The sequence below is a fragment of the Deltaproteobacteria bacterium HGW-Deltaproteobacteria-2 genome (assembly GCA_002840505.1).
In the GTDB taxonomy this organism is placed as follows: Bacteria; Desulfobacterota; Syntrophia; order Syntrophales; family Smithellaceae; genus Smithella.
Genome location: PHBC01000010.1, coordinates 27,958 through 47,039 on the forward strand (window position 1 = coordinate 27,958; position 19,082 = coordinate 47,039).

The following is a 19,082-nucleotide window of genomic DNA, read 5'->3' on the forward strand; positions in this document are numbered from 1 at the left end:
GGTGAGTTATTGGGAAATTCAACTGAAGGTAAAAGACCACGAGTCGTCATTATCGGCGGGGGCTTTGGCGGTTTGTGGGCGGCGCGTACGCTGGCCGACCAGCCTGTGAATGTGCTATTGATCGACCACAACAATTATCACACCTTTCTAGCTCTTCTTTATCAGGTGGCAGCAGCTGAACTCACTGCCGAAGATATTGCCTATCCTGTGCGCAGCATATTTACAAAAACGCCGAACCTCGATTTTATTCTGGCGCATGCGCGGCGGATTGATTTGCAAAATCGTCAAATAGAAACGGATGGTGAATCCATACCTTATGATTATCTGATTCTGGCCAGTGGCAGCGTCACTTCAACCTTTGGTGTTTCTGGTGTCGAAGAAAATGCGTATTTTCTCAAAACGCTGGAAGAAGCCGTGGCGTTGAAAAATCATATCATCTGCTGCTTTGAGACGGCGGCGAGAGAACCGGACGCGGAAAGAAGAAAGAGTTTGCTGACGTTCGTTATTGTCGGCGGCGGCGCAACCGGCGTGGAATATTCAGGAGCACTCACGGAACTTATTCATGGTCCGCTGATCAAAGATTATCACGGCATTGATTTTTCCGAAACACGAATCATTCTGCTGGAAGCGGCAGAACAACTGGTTTCGGCCATGCCTGCGAACATCAGGGACTACGCGGCCAGACAACTGCGGGAAATGGGCGTGGATGTACGCCTGAAGTCCGTGGTCGCCGAAGTCTTTCCGGACAGAGTCGTTTTAAAAGGCGCGGATAATATTGAGACGAACACTGTTGTCTGGACGGCAGGCGTTAAGGGAGAAGGACTTGCCGCTGCTTCCAATATTCCGGTTACGCGCGATGGTCGTGTAACAGTTAGCAAGACACTGCAGATTCAAGATCAGCAGAATATTTATGTGATTGGCGATCTGGCGTCGATCAGCGAAAGTCATCGTGTACTTCCGATGGTTGCACAGGTAGCCATTCAATCCGGCGTTACATCTGCGCAAAACATTTTAAGACAAATCAGAGGTTCGCCGCCGCAACCTTTTGTATACAAAGATCGCGGGTCGATGATCACTATAGGCCGTAAAGCTGCCGGGGTTGCCATCGGCTCCCGTACTTTTACCGGATTTTTTGCCTGGGTAATGTGGCTGGTCATCCATCTTTTTAATCTAATTGGTTTTCGCAACAGGGTTATGGTTCTAATCAACTGGGCATGGGATTACCTTCTCTATGAACGCGCCGTGCGTTATGTATTTCCGTCGAATATACCTTCTAAGGCTCAAAGCTCTTCCTGTATCCGAGGTATCAGGAAGGAGATTAATTCTTCTGGAAAATGATAAAGTGATTTGATTATGCAGTAAAAAATAAATATCAAAATATTGAGATTAAACAAGGGATTCATCAATTATCAGGGAGGAGGGATAAAACATGGCCGGTTTTGTTGAGTACGATCAATATGACGCGGTGGGATTGGCGAAACTTGTCCGTGAAAAGAAAATTTCTCCGGCCGAACTTTGCGAAGAAGCGATAAACCGCATTGAAAAGTTGAACCCCATACTCAACGCTGTGATAAATCCCATGTTTGACATGGGGCGCGAAACCGTGAAAAAGTCTCTTCCTGACGGACCTTTCACCGGAGTTCCTTTTCTCTTAAAGGATTTAATCAGTGCCTACTCGGGAGTAAAATTGACAAGCGGCTGCCGGGCTTATAAAGATTATATTCCCGACTACGACAGTGAACTGGTGAAGCGTTTTAAAAAATCAGGGTTGATTGCGCTGGGCAAAACCAACACCCCTGAATTCGGTTTGATGGGCATAACCGAACCGGAATTGTACGGACCCACACGTAACCCGTGGAATATTGAGCACACTCCCGGCGGATCAAGCGGAGGTTCCGCTGCAGCGGTGGCTTCCGGCATGGTACCGATGGCTTCCGGGGGAGATGGGGGAGGTTCGATTCGCATCCCGTCGGCTTTTTGCGCATTGTTCGGATTAAAGCCTACCCGTGGCCGTACACCAACAGGTCCTAAATATGGCGAGTTATGGCAAGGCGCAGCGATAGAACATGTGCTGACGCGGTCGGTGCGGGATAACGCTGCTATGTTGGATGCCATTTGTGGTGCGGATGTTGGTGCCCCTTATATAATCAAGCCGCCGGAACGGCCGTATACCGATGAAATTAATTGTGAGACCGGTTCCTTGAAAATAGCCTTTAATACCGAATCTCCTTTAGGTACCGGAACACATGAGTATTGCAAAGAGGCCGTTCTACAAACTGCCAAATTGCTCCAGGATTTGGGCCACAATGTGGAAGAGGCGAGACCGGAACTCGATGGCATCAGACTGGCCAATTCTTATTTTACCCTTTATTTTGGGGAAATTGCCGCCGACATCGAACTTGCCCGATCAGTTTTGAAGAAAAAAGTTAGCCGAAGTGATTTTGAAATAGCCACATGGTTTTTCGGCCAACTCGGCCATCATTACACCGCGTTTGATTTTGTCCGAGCTATGAGAGAATGGGATATCGCTGCAAGGGTAATGGGGCAGTTCCACCTCAAGTATGATTTATTTCTAACCCCGACTGTAGCTGCTCCGCCGGCAAAGATAGGAGAGCTTTTGCCGAAATCTTATGAAAAAGTTGCCATGAAAATATTAAGTGTGCTTAATCTTGGCTTTCTGGCCAAGGCCTCCGGGATGGTAAATCAAATAGCTATACAAACTCTCGCCAAAACTCCTTTCACCCAATTAGCCAATTTTACCGGCCAGCCGGCGATGAATGTGCCTTTGCAGTGGGATAAAAAAGGCATGCCCTGCGGTGTCCAATTCATCGCGCCGTTTGGTGATGAAGCCACACTGTTCAGGTTAGCTTCTCAGCTGGAAAAAGTAAAACCGTGGTTTGACAAACGTCCTGAGTTGAAAGTCTGATTTATGACTGAAGAACATAATAAGTTTTCTAATGGTTATTCCAGCCAGGCAAGATTTTATATTGCGGGAATGTCTAGGTTGTAAACAGGGAATTATGATAGTTGTGGAATCAGCGTCAATTTTCGATCAGCAGGTACCTGCACATCAGGTCTTCTATTTCTTTTAGAAGCCTTTTTTCTTTAATATCGGTACTGCCAAATTTTATTAGGTGCACCATTTCTTCCATGAATTTAAGAAGTATTACTGCGGCTGCTTCAATATCGGATGTACGCAATGAATTTTTGTAAGTTTGCAGTACCAAGACGATCAGATTGATTACTTTTTTTTCTTCCTTGACACGTATTTTTTCTATTTCATTGTCCAGTAATACCATGGCAAGGATTTCTTTAAAAAGTCGATTGTTAATTCTGTATGCCTGCAGAATATTTGTTACAATGAAATGCAATATATCTCTCAGCTCGTTATAATTATCTGCCTGGTTTTTGTGTGTTTTGAGCTCGATTTTAAGTAACACATTTTCAGCGATACTTTTAAATACCCGTATTATTATTTCGATAAAAACTTCTTTTTTATTATTGAAATAGCTGTAGAATGTGCCCGTTGCGGTTTCAGCTTTGGCGGCAATTTCCATAGCATTTGTTTTATGATATCCCTTTTCAGCAAATAACTCCATTGCAGCGGTGACAATTTTTTCTTTTGTTTCAATTCCCCGTTGCTGAACAGGTATGCGTGCCTTGAGTGATTTTGCCAAAACTTTCTTCCTTAAAATAAAAATTATTTATTCATAACATTAATCGATAAAAAAATAAAGAAAAACATTATTTATTGCCATGTCTTAATTTTTATCATTTCTTCATTAGAAATGAAGTGAGTAAAAAAATTGAGCTTGACAATATGAAAGTTCTTTCATATGAATAGCATAAAGATTGTCTAAATGCAAGCGAGATATGCTTTTTAAATATATTTTTAACCGGATACCTTAATACATGTAGTCATATGAAATAGTCAAAATATTTGTAGCTGGAGGGGATGGATGTCCGGTTTGTTATTCAAAAAAGATATGTATTCCTCTAAGGATGTACAATTAAGTCTATGAATTACATGGACGAAATTATCAAAAAAGCCGGTGAATTCGATATTCCGGTCGTTGCCGTTGCTGATGCAGGGCGATTGAATCTTGCCGCACCTGACGGTTTCAGACCTGGTGATTATCTTTCCGATGCGCGAAGCGTTGTTATCCTGGGCAGGCAACTACCAAAGTCGGTTTTTGTGTCCGACAATGATCCTCACTATATGTTTTATACCAGGGCATTTGCCGACAATTACCGGCGCATGAATGATGCTGCCTGCGTCATGGCAACAATGCTCGAAAGCGAAGGATTCCCCTCACTGGCTGTTCCGGCTTATAGCCCGCTTAAATTCTATCGGGGAGAGCCGTGTGGGATGATCAGCTTCAAACATGCTGCTGCCGAAGCAGGTATCGGTAAACTCGGCAAAAACACAATATTCGTTCATCCTGAATACGGAAACATACTCCGGTTAGGTGGTTTTATCACCACTGCAGAACTTCCGACCGGCAGGCCAAAAGAATATAAAAATATCTGTCCCCCCTCATGTAATTTGTGTGAAAAGGCCTGCCCGGTCGGAGCTCTTAGTGACGGAGAAATAAATATCACCAAATGCATGACCAATTGTATCGGACACACTCTTCTGCCTCCTTACCCGATTCAGTCGATACTGAGATGGATGGCTGGAAAAGTCGATTGGATGAAGTCTTTTATGGAATATTTCACGACAAGCATGTTTGAGAACTACGGAATCAGGTGTATGGAGTGTCTGCTGGTTTGTCCACACTTCCCTCGCAGAAAACAGCAAAAATAATGTATAAAAAGTAGTTAGAATATATACGATATGTTTCACAATTACCCCTGAAAAGGCTGTAGTAGGGATAACAAAACGGTAGTTTATTCATCTCCGAACACCATAACTACACGCACGGGATTGGCAACGTTCCACGAAAAGCCGGCGCTTGGATATTAAACAGAGAATTGGACACAAGTAGGGAAGTCTATCTTAGATGAGATTTAGAGGCGGTGTATCTGGAAAGGGTATCAATTTTCGGGCAGCAGATATCTCAAAACTATATCTTCCATCTCATTTATAAGTCTTTCTTTTTCTACGCCGGTGCTGTTAAATTTAATTTGATGCATCATTTCTTCAGCGCATTTAAGTAACATTATGGCCGCCGCCTCAAAATCGGATACGCGAATATTTTCTTTATATGTCCGCATATATAAAATCAGCAAGTTTATTATTTTTTTTTCTTCTGTGCAGCGTATTTTCTCTATTTCCTTATCCAGTAACGCCATGGCCAGTATTTGTTTGAGAAGTTTATGGTTAACTTTGTATTCGGAAAGAACCTGATTAATTATCAGATGTGCCATCTTTTTTGCTTCTTTGTATGTGTCCGCGGGGTTTTTATAAGTTTTGAGTTCAAGATTGAGTAAAATTTTTTCAGAAGTATTTCGAAAAATACATTCGATTATTTCTGCAAAGACTTCCTTTTTATTGTTGAAATAACTGTAGAAGGTGCCTTTGGCAACTTTGGCCCTGGCGGCAATTTGCCGTGCGTTGGTTTGATGGTATCCCTTTTCGGTGAATAATTTTGTTGCGGATTTGACTATTTTCTCTTTTGTTTCAATTCCCCGTGTTTGTTTCGGTATGCGGGCTTTATTGGGGAGAAAGACAGTAGCTTTTTTCACTTTTATGACACCCTCCGGAATAAGATGGTTGTATCAGTTTTTGTTCTTATATATGAATAATGGGCTGAAGTTCAACGATTTTTTACAGGCGGATAAATTATGACCCTTAGGTCACATTTATGTTGACAATATTAAAAGTGACTGATATAAATTCATCAGGCTTTTAATTCCGCATCATCAGAAAATATTAAGGACGGCTCTATTAAGTTGCGCTAGCACCGCAAACCTTCACTGGTTTCGGCCCGGCATACGCCAGGCTTAAGCTTTTCATAAGCCTGTTTTATAATGTAAGAACTCTTACTATAAAAAAAGGGAGGGGGAAAATGGAGAAAGAACCTGTCGCAGAACTCTGTGCCGAAGATATTGCACATTATCAGGACCTGGCCAGTCAGTATGCCAAAAAGTCGCTGTTGCCTATTTTTCAAGGAGAGTATTCCGACGGTAATTTAGAGCTTTTGCCGGAAAAACTGAAAACCGCTTTTGAGATAGGAATTGCTGCCTCTCCCGATGAGTCCCTTTCCGGCTGCCAATATGGAATTTGGGGCAGCGCCATAGAAGAGACGGGAGTAATCCCTTCTTTGCTTATTTTATCCGTAATTGCCGAAACCTGTGGTGGAGTTGCCATGAGCCTTCATGCGCAGGGTGTGGCTTCCAATCTGCTTCTTCAGACAAAAAGAAAATTGAATTTTACACCGGTTAAAGTGGCAGTGGGCCTTCAGGAAGGATTTTGTCCTCCTTTTTTGGGGACAATAATCTCACCGGATAAAGACAACCCCGCCAAAAGCATAACGACCGCTGAGCAGAAAGCGAATAATTACATAATTAACGGTTCTAAATCTTTTGTTTACTCGCTAAGGGGTGTTGACGCCTATGTTGTTTTTGCACGTGTAAGCGAAAAATGGGGATGCTTTTTGGTGAGCACGAAAGAAAAGGGTATTGAAAGAACAGATATGGGAGTAAGAACAGGCCTTAGAGCTTGTTGTGTTGAACATGTTAAATTCAACAATGTGGAAATTCCACTCGAAGCGCGCGTGGACGACGGCGACGCCCGTTCGTTGGTTATTCGGGCCATGATCCTGAACTGGATGGGGATGTCGGCAATTGCTGCCGGTGTTGCCAAAGGAGCGGCTGTCGCGGCTCGAAGATACGCCGCAGAAAGATATCAGGGTGGAATGCAGATTGAAGAACATCCGGCGGTGAAAATGCTTATTGCCGGCGCGGAAGCCTCGATTGACGTGGCAGAGGCAGCGCTCTATTCCTTGCAGAATGCCGTTCTTACATCATTTCCCGGACTGAAGAAATCAGCGGCCGTCAAACTAACGATTATGGATCTCTGTTCCCGTGCCGTGACCGATTGTCTTCAGACCTTCGGCGGATATGGTTACATGGAAGATTATGGTATGGAGAAACGGCTAAGAGATGTAACTGTTCTGAAGTTAGCGTCCGGTTCTTCCGCTTACCTTAAGCAATTAATTTTCGATATTGAGAAGGAGGGCGTACTATGAACAACTCTCTTGAAGAACGTATAGATCAACTCAAACTGAAAAACGCCACTCAGAAGATGAACATTTTCGGACGCCTTCTGGTTGATAACAGGGAAATGTCTATCTGGGAACATGATACGAAGACCCTTAGCTGGGGTGTGCGCAGATGGCGGCGAAAAGCACTGAAATTCGCCCGCGAATATATTCGACCACTGGCCCCGGAGGCTGATCTTCATCCTCATGATTATGATCCCAAACCGATATTATCTGCCGCTGCGCGACAGGGATTTCAAACACTACTTCTTGTCCCGCCTTTAGGCACAGCCAGCACACTTCCATATTACAGAAATACGGTGTTTCAGGTAGCTATTGTGGGCGAAGAATTTGCAACTGAGTGTGGAGGATTGACGCTTCTTCTTCTGGCGCATAACCTGGGTATCGCTCCGCTTCTACTTTCCGGAAGTCTAAGAAACATACTGGGGCAAATGATTCCTTTTTATCTGAAATCTTACATACTGGGCAGGCCGGAATGCATGGCCTTTGCCATAACCGAACCTGGCGCCGGTTCCGATGTTGAAGAAACTGAAGGTGGAGCATTAGCCAAACTGGTCACTACTGCGAAATTAGCGCCCGATCAGGGTGGATACATTCTCAACGGCCGCAAATGCTTTATTTCAGATGGAGCGATAGCAGATAAGGCAACCGTATTCGCAAAACTGGAGAATGAAGGCATCGAATCATGGACATGCTTTCTGGTGGAAAGAGGGATGAAGGGATTTTCTGTAGGAAGAAGTGAACGTAAAATGGGACAACGGGCGTCGGACGCTTCAGAGCTTATTTTTGATAATGTGTTTATTCCAAAGAAAAATGTTGTCGGAAAACTTCGATCGGGTTGGGCCATTAATCGCAACGTGCTTAATTATTCGCGACCTGTTGTCGGAGCGATGGCCCTGGGACACGGACGCGGCGCTTTTGAACGTTGTCTGGAATTCTGCAGAAAAACTAATCTGGGTCCGAAGCGACTCATCCAATATCAGGATGTTCAATTGGAGCTGGCGGATATGGCGATAAGCCTCTGGGCGGCTCGTTCCATGATCTGGCATAGCTGTAGACAGTTTCGCGCTTATCAATCGGCATCAGCTTCCGCCAAGGTGTTTGCTTCCGACACGGCGTTTAAAGTCTGTAATCAGGCGATGGAACTGATGGGTGACCAGGGATATCTGCATGTTAATGGGGTCGAGCGCGCCTGGCGCGACTCGCGTCTGACGCAGATATACGAAGGCACAAACCAGATTAACCGGCTGGCGCTTTTTGAGCATCATTTGGACACGGATTTTAGAATATAATTATTTTGGAAAAAAATCTTACATCTTGCGTTTTAAATCGTTAACATGGCGAAATAAATCCGTCATGTTATTAGTTGAAATTAAAAAGATGATTTAGGAGTCATAAAAATGGATAACGTATATGTCATTGGTGTCGGAATGATCAGATTTAATAAATATCCTGATAAAACAGTCAGGGGCATGGCCCATGAAGCTATAGATCTGGTTTTGAAAGATGCCGGGTTAGTCAAAGAAGATCTAGAAACCGCTTATTTTTCCAATACCTTCTGGGGACTTTTTTCCAACCAGCACTCCATCAGAGGGGAAGTAGCTTTAAGGAGTATGGGAATTGGAAACATTCCTGTAACCAATGTTGAAAATGCATGTGCCGGCGGCTCTACTGCGCTGCATCTGGCGTATACCGGTGTTTGTGCAGGAATGTATGATGTGGCGCTGGCTATTGGTTCAGAAAAAATATCCAATCCGAATAAAGCCTTGTCGCTGGGAGCTTACGCGTATTGTATGGATACGGAGGGATATGAAGATCAAATAAAGTTGTATGAAGAACTTACCCGTCGCGTGAAGATCGAAATACCCGCAGGACAGCCCGCGCCTGGGGAGGGACACAGCGTCTTTATGGATGCCTATGCAATGGGTGCCCGGTGGCATATGACCCGTTTCGGTTCTACACAGCGTCAAATGGCCGTGGTTTGCGCTAAAAACCACTGGCACGCGTCTCTCAATCCTCTTGCCCAGTACCAGACAAACATGACGGTTGAAGAAGTTTTAGCAGACAGACCGATTTCCTATCCTTTAACCAGAGCGATGTGTGCCCCGGTTGGAGATGGTGCCGCAGCAGTCATTGTTTGTTCGGAGAGTTATTTGAAGAAATTAAAAAACGCCAGGCCGGTTAAAATCCTGGCCTCTGTAATGGGAACGGGCAGAGACAGAGATATGGATGATCCGGATATCGGCGAACGCCTGGCAAAAAAGGCTTATGATATGGCAGGTGTTGGTCCGAAAGACATCAGCCTGGCCGAGGTTCATGATGCCACGGCATGGGGAGAGTTGCATCAGACAGAATCCATGGGATTTTGTCCGATGGGAGAGGGAGGCCCCTATGCTGAATCCGGAGCGACAAAGTTAGGAGGTGAAAAACCTATTAACACCAGCGGAGGTTTGGAGTGTAAAGGCCATCCCATTGGAGCTTCCGGACTTTCGCAAATCCATGAAATCGTAACCCAGTTGCGGGGTGATGCGGGAAAAAGACAGGTGCAAGGTGCGCGTATGGGATTGGCCGAAAATGGCGGAGGCAATATCGGAGTTGAAGAAGCGGCTATGTGCATTCACATACTGGAGGCACCGGCAAAATGAAGGGATAAGGCCTTTGAAAAACTTATCTATCTGTCATTCCGGCGAAGGCCGGAATCCAGAGAATGCTTTATAGTACTGGATATACCCTAAGGGGCACACCGCCGGCCTACGCCTGTATGACGATGTTGATGGTACTTTTTCTGGTTGTGACACAATCCAATATCCTTGGCCGCTTCGATATCATCTTTGATTTAGAAATGGTAAAAAAAGGAGAGAAACATGTCAGATGAGTTGAAAGATTTTCCTTTGTTTAAATCACTGTGGTTAAAGATTAAGGAACCGGATAAGACAGCATTGATTATTGTCAACGACGATGGAAGCGACGAGCGCATAACCTATGCAGGGCTTTTTGAAAATACCAACAGGATTTCGCGATCTCTCATCAAAGCCGGAATCGGTGAGGGCGACACGTTTGCCATCGTGATGAGAAATCATCCGGAATTTCTCTACAGTCTCTCCGCGGCGCTGTCGCTGGGCGCGATGGTTGTGCCCATTGATCCTCGTTCCAAGGGTGCGAAGCTTTCTTTCCAGATAAAGAATACCAAGTGCAAGGGAATTATCGTCTCCGATGAATTCATCGGCAGTATCAAAGAAATTGAAAACGATATTCGGGATGTTCCCGTCATCGGAGTTGCCTATAAAAAGCATCATGGAATTCCCGTGAATTCCGCGTATCCGGTATTGAATGAAATATTGGAGAAAGAAAGCGGTTCATTGCCGGACAAAGCCTTGCCGATGAATTTAAAGCGTCCGGTGCAGATCATTCATACATCGGGCACAACCGGCGATCCCAAAGGCGTTATGCTCCGGGGCCAGCGCTTGAGGGATTCCGCTTTGTTGGGGAAGATAATTTACAAATACAAGAATGATGACATTCTATACAACGGCCTTTCCATGACGCATGGCAATTGTCAATCCGTCACTCTGTTTCCGGCCTTGTCCAAAGGAATAACCGCCGTCATCGGAGAGAAATTTACCAAAAGCCGAATCTGGGATATCTGCCGCAAATACGGTTGCACTTCTTTTTCATCTCTTGGCGGCATGATGGCCGGTATTTATAATGAGCCGCCCAAACCCAATGACGCGGATAATCCGGTGCGCGTAGTTATAAGCGCGGGAACACCGGCGGCCATCTGGGAGGATTTTGAGAAACGCTTTAATGTTAAAATACACGAATGGTACGCGGCGGTAGAAGGAGGCCTGGCGCATAATCCGCCGGGGAAGGGGCCTGTGGGCTCATTCGGCAAGCCGAATTTCCTGATGTATCGTATGAAAATAGTTGATGAAAACGATAAGGAAGTCGGATCGTTCGTCAAGGGAGAACTCATCAGCAAAATGACATTCCGTCCGACAAAAGTGGATTACTTCGGAAAGAAAAAAGAGTCCGATGAGAAAACAAAAGGCGGATGGCTGCGCAGCGGCGACATTTGTCACAAAGACGATAAAGGTTTTCTTTTCTTCGATTTCCCTGATTATGTCGAGAAAATAATCGGAGAGCATGAAAGTGTTTCCGAGGTCTGTGTATACGGAGTTCCGGCATCATCGGGAGCGCCCGGTGAGAGCGATCTGGTGGCTGCAGTTGCGCCTTTTTCCGGTAAAAAGATTGACGTGGATTCATTGAGCGCTCTTTGCGTGAAGAAACTTGAACGCAATTCCGTTCCATCATATTTTCAGATAGTCGATGACATTCCGAAAACGATTACGGAAAAAGCTTTGGACAGGATTCTTAGGGAGCAATTTCGGCCGGACGCGCCCAATGTTGTGAATGTTCAAAAATTGATATCCGGGAAATCCAAATAGTATAGTAAAAAAATATTTCCATTTTTTTCTGACGAGACCGTTTGGAATCTGCGGCATAATTGAGTCAATATTTTCTTGACACACAAGGCCGTTCTTTCCTATACTTCCCACAATAAGAATAAATGTTTTACCAATTGAATTCATTATGGTTACAGTCATCGGGGCAATAAAAGAACGGAGGGAATTGTTATTTAAGATTTGCCCGTAATTTCAAAAAAACATTTTCATCATGGATGGTTATACCTTGAACACATAATGTTATCAGGAGAAAATTATGCCCTTTGTCCAGATATTACTTGTAAACATACCGGCGTGGCTACTCTGCTTTATTATGGTTGTTCTCTATGTTGGCATATCGGTAATAAGCCTGCTCATTATCCGGAAAATTTATCCACATTATAAGTGCAAGCTTCATAACGATATTGCCGGTTTTATATTTGCCACTCTTGGCGTTATTTACGCTGTTCTTCTTGCTTTTACGGTCATCATTGTGTGGCAGGATTTTGACAAGGCAGAGAATATTACGATTAGTGAAGCCAACTGCATCGCAGCGTTGTATCGGGACGCGACACCATTTCCGGCCGAATTTCGCGCCGAACTGAAAAATAATCTGACCAATTATGTCAAGGCTATTATCAATGAAGAGTGGCAAACGATGGTCAAAGGCCAGAGGAGTTCCAGCGCGCAGAAGATGCAGGAAGAATTATGGAAACTCTACAGCGGTTATCAACCGGAAAATGAAACGCAGAAAATATTTTTTGCGGAATCCGTGGATAAAATGAATCAGGCGGCTGAAATGAGACGACAGCGTATTATCTATGCCAGCGCAGGAATTAATCCGCTACTCTATTTTGCGCTTATCGCTGGCAGTTTTATTACCATCGCTTTTACCATGTTGTTTGGTACGGAAAATATTATTCCGCATTTGATCATGGTGTCCTTACTGGCGGCAATGATTGCCATTACCCTTTTTACAGTTATCGCCATGGATTATCCGTTTACGGGAGATATCAGTATCAGGCCTGATGTTTTTAAAAATATTCTTTCATCATTGATGAGTTCGTAAAAATGGGTGAACTTCCGCTTCGCTTCGGGGATAGTTCGGCTAGCCAATTCCGATACACTTCGCTTTCGGATATCGGTGTCACTAATCCCGATAAACTCCGTTATCGGGATAATTCGTCCAGCAAATTTCAGTGCGCTCCACTTCTGAAATTTGGGACTCATTAAAAGCCCCCCGAAGAAGTATATCTCTATCGAGGGGCTAACGAGATCCGCCTATGCCGTCTTGTCTTTTACTGGAGTCCATCATTTGAATTCTTGGTCTTTTAAGGGTGATAATCACCACAAAGACTCTGTGTTTTCATTTTCGTTAACTTCCAGTAGAATAGACTCAATACGAACATCGCAGAATCTCGATTGCATAATCTCTTATATGCATATCTTTCAAAAAAAATTGAACAATATCAAAGAGCGCTGCAATGCTTGCTTCTTCTTAGGCTGTAATCAGCCTATTAAATACTGTCCTTTCGGGCAGTTCATGATTGCAACAAATATGTCGAAACGCTTTTCTTCTTACCTCCCGGTGAAATGATTGAACTTTTTTCATATCTCAGAGAAATAATTCAAGCCTTTCGCATTGCAGCACCTTGACACCTTTAATATATGGATGCCTTTTTTAATGTCAATAGAGGCATCAATATTAGTCCGCTTACTCCAGAGGCTCCATTCCACACTTTTTTATTATTTACAAATTTAACTAAAAGAGTTATCTACTTAGCCAGCATTAACAACCCTCAAAAGAAGCCTTACTTTAAACTGATGCAGAATAAGGGAACCAATGCCGCTTAGCTGGAACGAAATTAAAACACGCGCACTCGCATTTTCCAAGGAATGGCAGGACGAAACTTCCGAGGATGCCGAGGCCAAAACCTTCCGGGATGGTTTTTTCAATATTCATGGCGTTCCCCGCCGACGAGTCGCCACTTTTGAAGAACCGGTCAAAAAACTCAGTGAAAAATACGGCTATATTGATCTGTATCGGAAAAGCGTCCTGATTGTTGAGCACAAATCACGCGGCAAAAGTTTGGATTCGGCCTACTCACAGGCGCTGGATTATTTTCCGGGTCTCAGCAATCGCGACCTGCCTAAATATGTAATCGTTTCCGATTTCGCCCGCATAAGACTTTGTGATCTGGAAGAAAAAGAAGAGCACGAATTCGACCTCAAAGATTTGCACAAAAACGTCCGTCTGTTCGGTTTTATCGCCGGTTACCAGACCCACAAAATTCAGGAGCAGGACCCCGTCAACATCAAAGCCGCCGCGCAAGCGGTTCTCGATGCCCGCGCGCAATTTCCCGAATCAACGCTGGTCGACCTTTACGATCCGCTGACGATGCCGCCCGTTCTTCTCAAAGCTCATCAGCAACTGAATAAAGCCGTGGATGCCGCTTACGGTAAAACCAATTTTACAACTGAAGCCCAGCGTGTAGCATTTTTATTTGAACTCTACCAGAAATACACCAGCCTCTTTGCGCTCGAAAAGCCCAAGCGCCGAGCGAAGAGTTAAACTTTTGGTGACGCACCGACAAAAACAACGGCGCGTTTGGGAAATGCGCCCTACAACTTGTTCTTAGCGAGTGTCAAATCCCACTCCGCTTCGGGGATAGTTTCACTAACGCTTCAAACTTCGCTGTGCTCGTTTTCAACGAGTGTCACTAAATAGTGGATGGTAGATGATGACGAGTGAAATAGAAAAAATAAACCGGAGATTGTTTATAAAAAAAGGTACCGCGCTATTGGGCAGCATGACCATGATGAACGCGGTCTTGTCTCCCCTCAAAAGCGCATGGGCTTCAATACTTGGAGCAAATAAAAGTAATAAAGAAAAACTCATCTTCATTGCCATAGATGGTCTTCATCCTAAATATTTTGAGCTCGATGCCCAGGGTATGCCGGGAGGGCGCGAAGGAAATTGGCTGATGCCCAATATTCGCGCCTTCTTGAAAAAATCGTTGTGGTACAAAAACGCCCGGTGTTATCTGCCCGCGGCCACGGACATGAATCATTTGAACGCTCTGGCCGGAACATCTTCCGCGCAAACCGGTATTATCAGTGTGTGGGCACAACCAACCGGATGGAATAAGAAAGGTGAAATTGTTATCAAAAGCACAAATATGTCATTTGCCAGGGATGACAAGGGCAGACCGGTGGAGACGCTTTTTCATGCATGGAAGCGATGCTGGCCGGAATCCAAAACGATGCTCATTACAGGTAAAGAATGGGTGGGTGAGATGTTTCGTGGAGCCGAGGGAACATCATCCGGTATCGATATTTTGGTTACGGGGCCTAATCATCCTGCTTATTTGAATCCACCACAAAAGGAAAGTCTTGCGGACCCTCATACGGATAAAGATTCCGCTTGTGACCCCGAATCGGGAAGGCTCGGATTTTTCGGAAAATCTATTTCAAGCAACTTCATGACGCGGCTCTATACAGGCCAGGGTAGTTTCCTGACATGGCAAATGGAACACTTTGCTAATCATTTCCCGCATGATAGTTGGATAGTGGATTCAACTCTGGAAATTTTTAAACGCGAAAAACCAGACATGGCTTACATTCTCCTTGCCCAGTGCGACGACGCGGGGCACGCTATCGGCAATGCCTGGGATCCATCGGAGTTTATAAATGTTGATCCGCCGTATGAACCGCCCGATGGATGTGAAAATAAACCCGAATATCAACTGGTCAGTAAAAGGAACAAACTCCTTTTCAAAGAGGCGATACTTGATGTTATTCGAGATGTTGATATTCAATTCGGACGTCTTATAGAGGGTTTGCAAAAACAAAACGTGATCGATAATGCCAATGTCATTCTCTTGAGTGACCACTCCGCAACAAATCATCTTTATACCGAAGATTTCTCGTCCACGGATTGCATGGGGCTTCTGGAGAACGCTGGTATAATGAAAAAAGGGGGGATATTTAAACAAAGGAATATTTATGCCTTCAGCGTGAGCAGTTACGGCGTTTTGTATTGGCGGGATAATAAGGAAAAAGTACCTGAAGCAAAGAGTTTGTTGCTGGCTCACCGGGCATTGAATTCTCAGACAGGTATCAAGGAGTGTCCATGGTGGGTGCTTGACCGTAATGATATGAAGAAAGGTATCGAAGGGGTGTGTCAGCCGGGTGAACTTTATCACTCCTATTATGTCGATATTGATAAAGAGAAAACATTAATATGGCCCGATCTCATTATTCTGGCAAAAAATGGCTGGCAGATTCCTGTTTATAATGGACAGATTCCCAATGTTGGTATCAATGTGCCGAAATGGACGCCACCTTGGCGTGTTTACAATGGTGGCCATGGATCGGTTGATACGTTGCCAATTGTCGCGGCGATTTCAGTTCCCGGCAGGAAAAAAGGTATAAGCAATAAGCCTGTTCGGATTGCGGACCTTGGTGTCACAGCGGCCGCTCTGCTAGGTTTGAAGCTAAACAGCAATACTATCGGGAAAGATTTAAGCAAAGACGTAAGATAAATTGATTTGCAGTAATTTTTATTAAATCGGACAATTAATAACGGGGGCATATATGAAAAGCGACACTTTTACTTTTAAGACATCGGACGGAATGCAGATATTCACTTACAAATGGATGCCGGATGAAGCTTCATTTGTTAAGGGCGCTGTTCAGATAGCTCACGGAATGGCAGAACATGCGGCCCGTTATGAACGCTTTGCCGAAACTCTGACAAAAGCGGGATATGCCGTGTACGCAAACGATCATCGGGGTCACGGGAAGACCGCCGGTTCGCAGGAAGAGATCGGCTATTTTGCCGATGAAAATGGCTGGGACAAGGTCGTGGAGGACATGCACACTCTGACCGGGATCATAAAAAATGATTGGCCGAAGAAATCGTTTTTCCTCTTTGGCCACAGTATGGGTTCGTTCCTCTCCCGCCATTACGCAATGCTTTACGGCAATGAACTTTCCGGCCTTGTACTTTCCGGCACAGGCGGCGATCCCGGCATAATTGGCAAAATCGGGATGCTCATCGCTAAGATGGATGCGAGGATTCACGGGAAAAAAGCAAAAAGCGAAATTATGAACAAGCTTTCCTTTGGCGCTTTCAACGGTGCGTTCAAGCCCAACAGGACGGACTATGACTGGCTCTCCAGAAATAACACAGAAGTGGACAAATATATAAATGATCCCTGGTGCGGTGCGGTCTTTACGGCGGGTTTTTTTTGCGACATGCTGGTTGGCATTGGCTATATCAATAAAAAAGAAAATATAGCGAAGATTCCGAATCATCTGCCCATTTATCTTTTCTCCGGCGCGAAAGATCCCGTCGGAGCTAATACCAAAGGCGTAATTCAGGTTTATAATACACTAAGGGGTATCGGCATAAATGACGTGACTCTAAAATTTTATGCCGACGGCCGCCATGAGATGCTCAACGAGATTAACCGTGATGAAGTCTTCAGTGACGTAATCGCCTGGCTGAATAAACACATCTGATATTGGTGCTCAGAGATAAAAATATTGAGTACATGCTATAACTTTATAAAAAAATATCCCACTTATCTTTTTCTTGACGGCATAATTACATGTATAATAAAATAATACAGGATCATATGTTGTGCTGACTACAAATTTTCATGACGCAGAATTTCATAGCATCGACGACCTGACTTTGTGATAATTTTTAGGAGGGCGCTGTTATGACAATCCGTGAAATATCACCTACTGTTACACAAAATATTTGCAAGGCTATTGTTCTTCGACTTTTACATAAAATCCATGTTGGTCATTTAACAGTGCTGCTTCCCGATGGAAGGGAAGAACATTTCGGCGACAGGGGTTCACCTCTGACCGCGGATATGACAATTTCCGATTACCGGTTTTTTTCTGACGTTGTTTTGCGTGGGGATGTAGGCCTTGGTGAATCTTTTATGCAGGGTGCGTGGGACACTAAAGACATTCCCGGTCTGTTCCGTTTGTTCATTAAGAACCGCCAGGCATTGCAAGAAGGATATCCCGCGGCAGAATGGTTGTGCAGTCAGAAAAATCGTTTGCTATACAATCCACGAAAAAATACACCGATCGGCAGCAGGGGAAATATTCAACAACACTACGATTTGAGCAATGAATTTTTCCAGAAATTTCTTGACCCGTCCATGCTCTATTCCTGTGGAATTTATTCTTCGGAAAAAGATTCCTGCGAGGCAGCTCAAAAAAACAAGATAAACAGCATCATTGAAAAGGCTCAAATAAAGGCAACCGATCACGTTCTGGAGATTGGCTGTGGCTGGTGCGGTTTTGCTGTAGAGGCCGTTAAACAAACACAATGCCGCCTTACAGGTATTACCGTCTCGCGGGCTCAATATGAGCTTGCGTTGGATCGTGTAAAAAAAGAGGGGTTGGAAAAAAATATTGAAATTCGTCTTCAGGATTACAGGGAAATTAAAGGTCTCTATGATAAAATTGTTTCCATCGAAATGCTCGAAGCAGTCGGCCATCGGTATTTCGGCAAATTTTTCCAGTGTTGTGACCGTCTTCTTAAACCGGGCGGCTTGTTCGTGATTCAGGTAATCACCATACCCGATCAGCGCTATGACGACTATCGCTGGAAAACGGATTGGATTAAGAAATATATTTTCCCGGGAGGAGTTCTGCCCTCTGTAACGGTTCTCAGTCAGGCAGCGACAAAATATTCAAGTTTTATTATGGAGAATCTGAAGGATATAGGTACCCACTATGCTGTGACACTTAAAGACTGGCGGGAAAAATATCTTAGCAATATTGAATCTATATCCGCAATGGGATTTAATAATGTTTTCCGCAGAAAGTGGGAATATTATCTGGCCATATGCGAGGCTGGCTTTGCCGAACGCGTTTTGGGTGATATACAGGTTGTCTTTCGCAAGCCGGTGTGATCGGCCTATTATTTTTTTACAAATAAGGCTTGACTATTCTTTGAAATTGCCATAATGTCTCGCCAACTTCAGGTATTTATAAGTAAAAATTTGAAGGAAAGAGTTGAATTCAGACGTATTGAAGCACATAGGTTAGCCACCGGTACTTTAGAGTCTTGGTGGCTTTTTAGTTCTGTCATCGTGTTGATTCGACTTTTCGAAATATTAAGAAAGGAGGATTAGAACTATGCCAGAAGGTAAAGTAAAGTGGTTTAACGAAAGCAAAGGCTTTGGATTCATTTCGCAAGAAGATGGCGCAGATGTGTTTGTACATTTCAGTGCAATTCAGGCCAGCGGTTTTAAGACGTTAAAAGAGGGCCAATCTGTAAGTTTTGATGTTGTCCAGGGCAAAAAAGGCTTGGAAGCGACAAACGTCAAACCTGTCTAGTTTTTAATGACACTCGCTAATAACGAGTCCCGACAAGTCGGGA

Annotated in this window: 15 protein-coding genes; 13 read left to right on the top strand and 2 right to left on the bottom strand. The window is 44.3% G+C overall.

Features of this window, described 5'->3' with window-relative positions:
- Nucleotides 1-9: 9 nt before the first annotated feature.
- Entirely contained in the window at nt 10-1,338 is a 1,329-nt protein-coding gene (locus CVU62_14930) for an FAD-dependent oxidoreductase (protein ID PKN36446.1), read from the top strand.
- 91 nt (nt 1,339-1,429) lie between these two features.
- Nucleotides 1,430-2,926 (top strand): amidase, encoded by a 1,497-nt coding sequence (locus tag CVU62_14935; protein ID PKN36447.1) that lies wholly within the window; start codon nt 1,430-1,432, stop codon nt 2,924-2,926.
- A gap of 115 nt (nt 2,927-3,041) precedes the next feature.
- On the opposite strand, the gene CVU62_14940 is transcribed toward CVU62_14935, so the two are convergent.
- Entirely contained in the window at nt 3,042-3,677 is a 636-nt protein-coding gene (locus CVU62_14940) for a hypothetical protein (GenBank protein ID PKN36448.1), read from the bottom strand.
- Between the two features lie 341 nt (nt 3,678-4,018).
- On the opposite strand from CVU62_14940, the gene CVU62_14945 reads away from it, so the two are divergent.
- Nucleotides 4,019-4,807 (top strand): hypothetical protein, encoded by a 789-nt coding sequence (locus CVU62_14945; protein ID PKN36449.1) that lies wholly within the window; start codon nt 4,019-4,021, stop codon nt 4,805-4,807.
- A 230-nt stretch (nt 4,808-5,037) separates the two neighbouring features.
- Here the strand turns inward: CVU62_14945 and CVU62_14950 are convergent, their stop codons facing one another.
- Nucleotides 5,038-5,709 (bottom strand): hypothetical protein, encoded by a 672-nt coding sequence (locus CVU62_14950; GenBank protein ID PKN36450.1) that lies wholly within the window; start codon nt 5,707-5,709, stop codon nt 5,038-5,040.
- A 302-nt stretch (nt 5,710-6,011) separates the two neighbouring features.
- On the opposite strand from CVU62_14950, the gene CVU62_14955 reads away from it, so the two are divergent.
- From CVU62_14955 to CVU62_15000, 10 genes are all read left to right on the top strand, one after another.
- The gene (locus CVU62_14955; GenBank protein ID PKN36451.1) at nt 6,012-7,193 is read left to right on the top strand and encodes a hypothetical protein; all 1,182 of its coding nucleotides are present in this window, start codon (nt 6,012-6,014) and stop codon (nt 7,191-7,193) included.
- Nucleotides 7,190-8,518, top strand: a complete 1,329-nt coding sequence (locus CVU62_14960) for an acyl-CoA dehydrogenase (protein PKN36452.1) — start codon at nt 7,190-7,192, stop codon at nt 8,516-8,518. The genes CVU62_14955 and CVU62_14960 overlap by 4 nt, the downstream gene beginning before the upstream one ends.
- 108 nt (nt 8,519-8,626) lie before the next feature.
- Nucleotides 8,627-9,871 (top strand): thiolase, encoded by a 1,245-nt coding sequence (locus CVU62_14965; GenBank protein PKN36453.1) that lies wholly within the window; start codon nt 8,627-8,629, stop codon nt 9,869-9,871.
- A gap of 219 nt (nt 9,872-10,090) precedes the next feature.
- Complete coding sequence (locus CVU62_14970) at nt 10,091-11,671, top strand: ATP-dependent acyl-CoA ligase (GenBank protein PKN36454.1); 1,581 nt, start codon at nt 10,091-10,093, stop codon at nt 11,669-11,671.
- A 274-nt stretch (nt 11,672-11,945) separates the two neighbouring features.
- Entirely contained in the window at nt 11,946-12,737 is a 792-nt protein-coding gene (locus CVU62_14975; protein ID PKN36455.1) for a hypothetical protein, read from the top strand.
- A gap of 774 nt (nt 12,738-13,511) precedes the next feature.
- Nucleotides 13,512-14,240, top strand: a complete 729-nt coding sequence (locus tag CVU62_14980) for a hypothetical protein (protein PKN36456.1) — start codon at nt 13,512-13,514, stop codon at nt 14,238-14,240.
- 166 nt (nt 14,241-14,406) lie between these two features.
- Nucleotides 14,407-16,212, top strand: a complete 1,806-nt coding sequence (locus CVU62_14985) for a hypothetical protein (protein ID PKN36457.1) — start codon at nt 14,407-14,409, stop codon at nt 16,210-16,212.
- 52 nt (nt 16,213-16,264) lie between these two features.
- The gene (locus tag CVU62_14990) at nt 16,265-17,194 is read left to right on the top strand and encodes an alpha/beta hydrolase (protein PKN36458.1); all 930 of its coding nucleotides are present in this window, start codon (nt 16,265-16,267) and stop codon (nt 17,192-17,194) included.
- A 203-nt stretch (nt 17,195-17,397) separates the two neighbouring features.
- Nucleotides 17,398-18,612, top strand: a complete 1,215-nt coding sequence (locus tag CVU62_14995; protein ID PKN36459.1) for an SAM-dependent methyltransferase — start codon at nt 17,398-17,400, stop codon at nt 18,610-18,612.
- A 226-nt stretch (nt 18,613-18,838) separates the two neighbouring features.
- Entirely contained in the window at nt 18,839-19,039 is a 201-nt protein-coding gene (locus tag CVU62_15000) for a cold-shock protein (protein PKN36460.1), read from the top strand.
- The last annotated feature ends 43 nt before the right edge of the window (nt 19,040-19,082 follow it).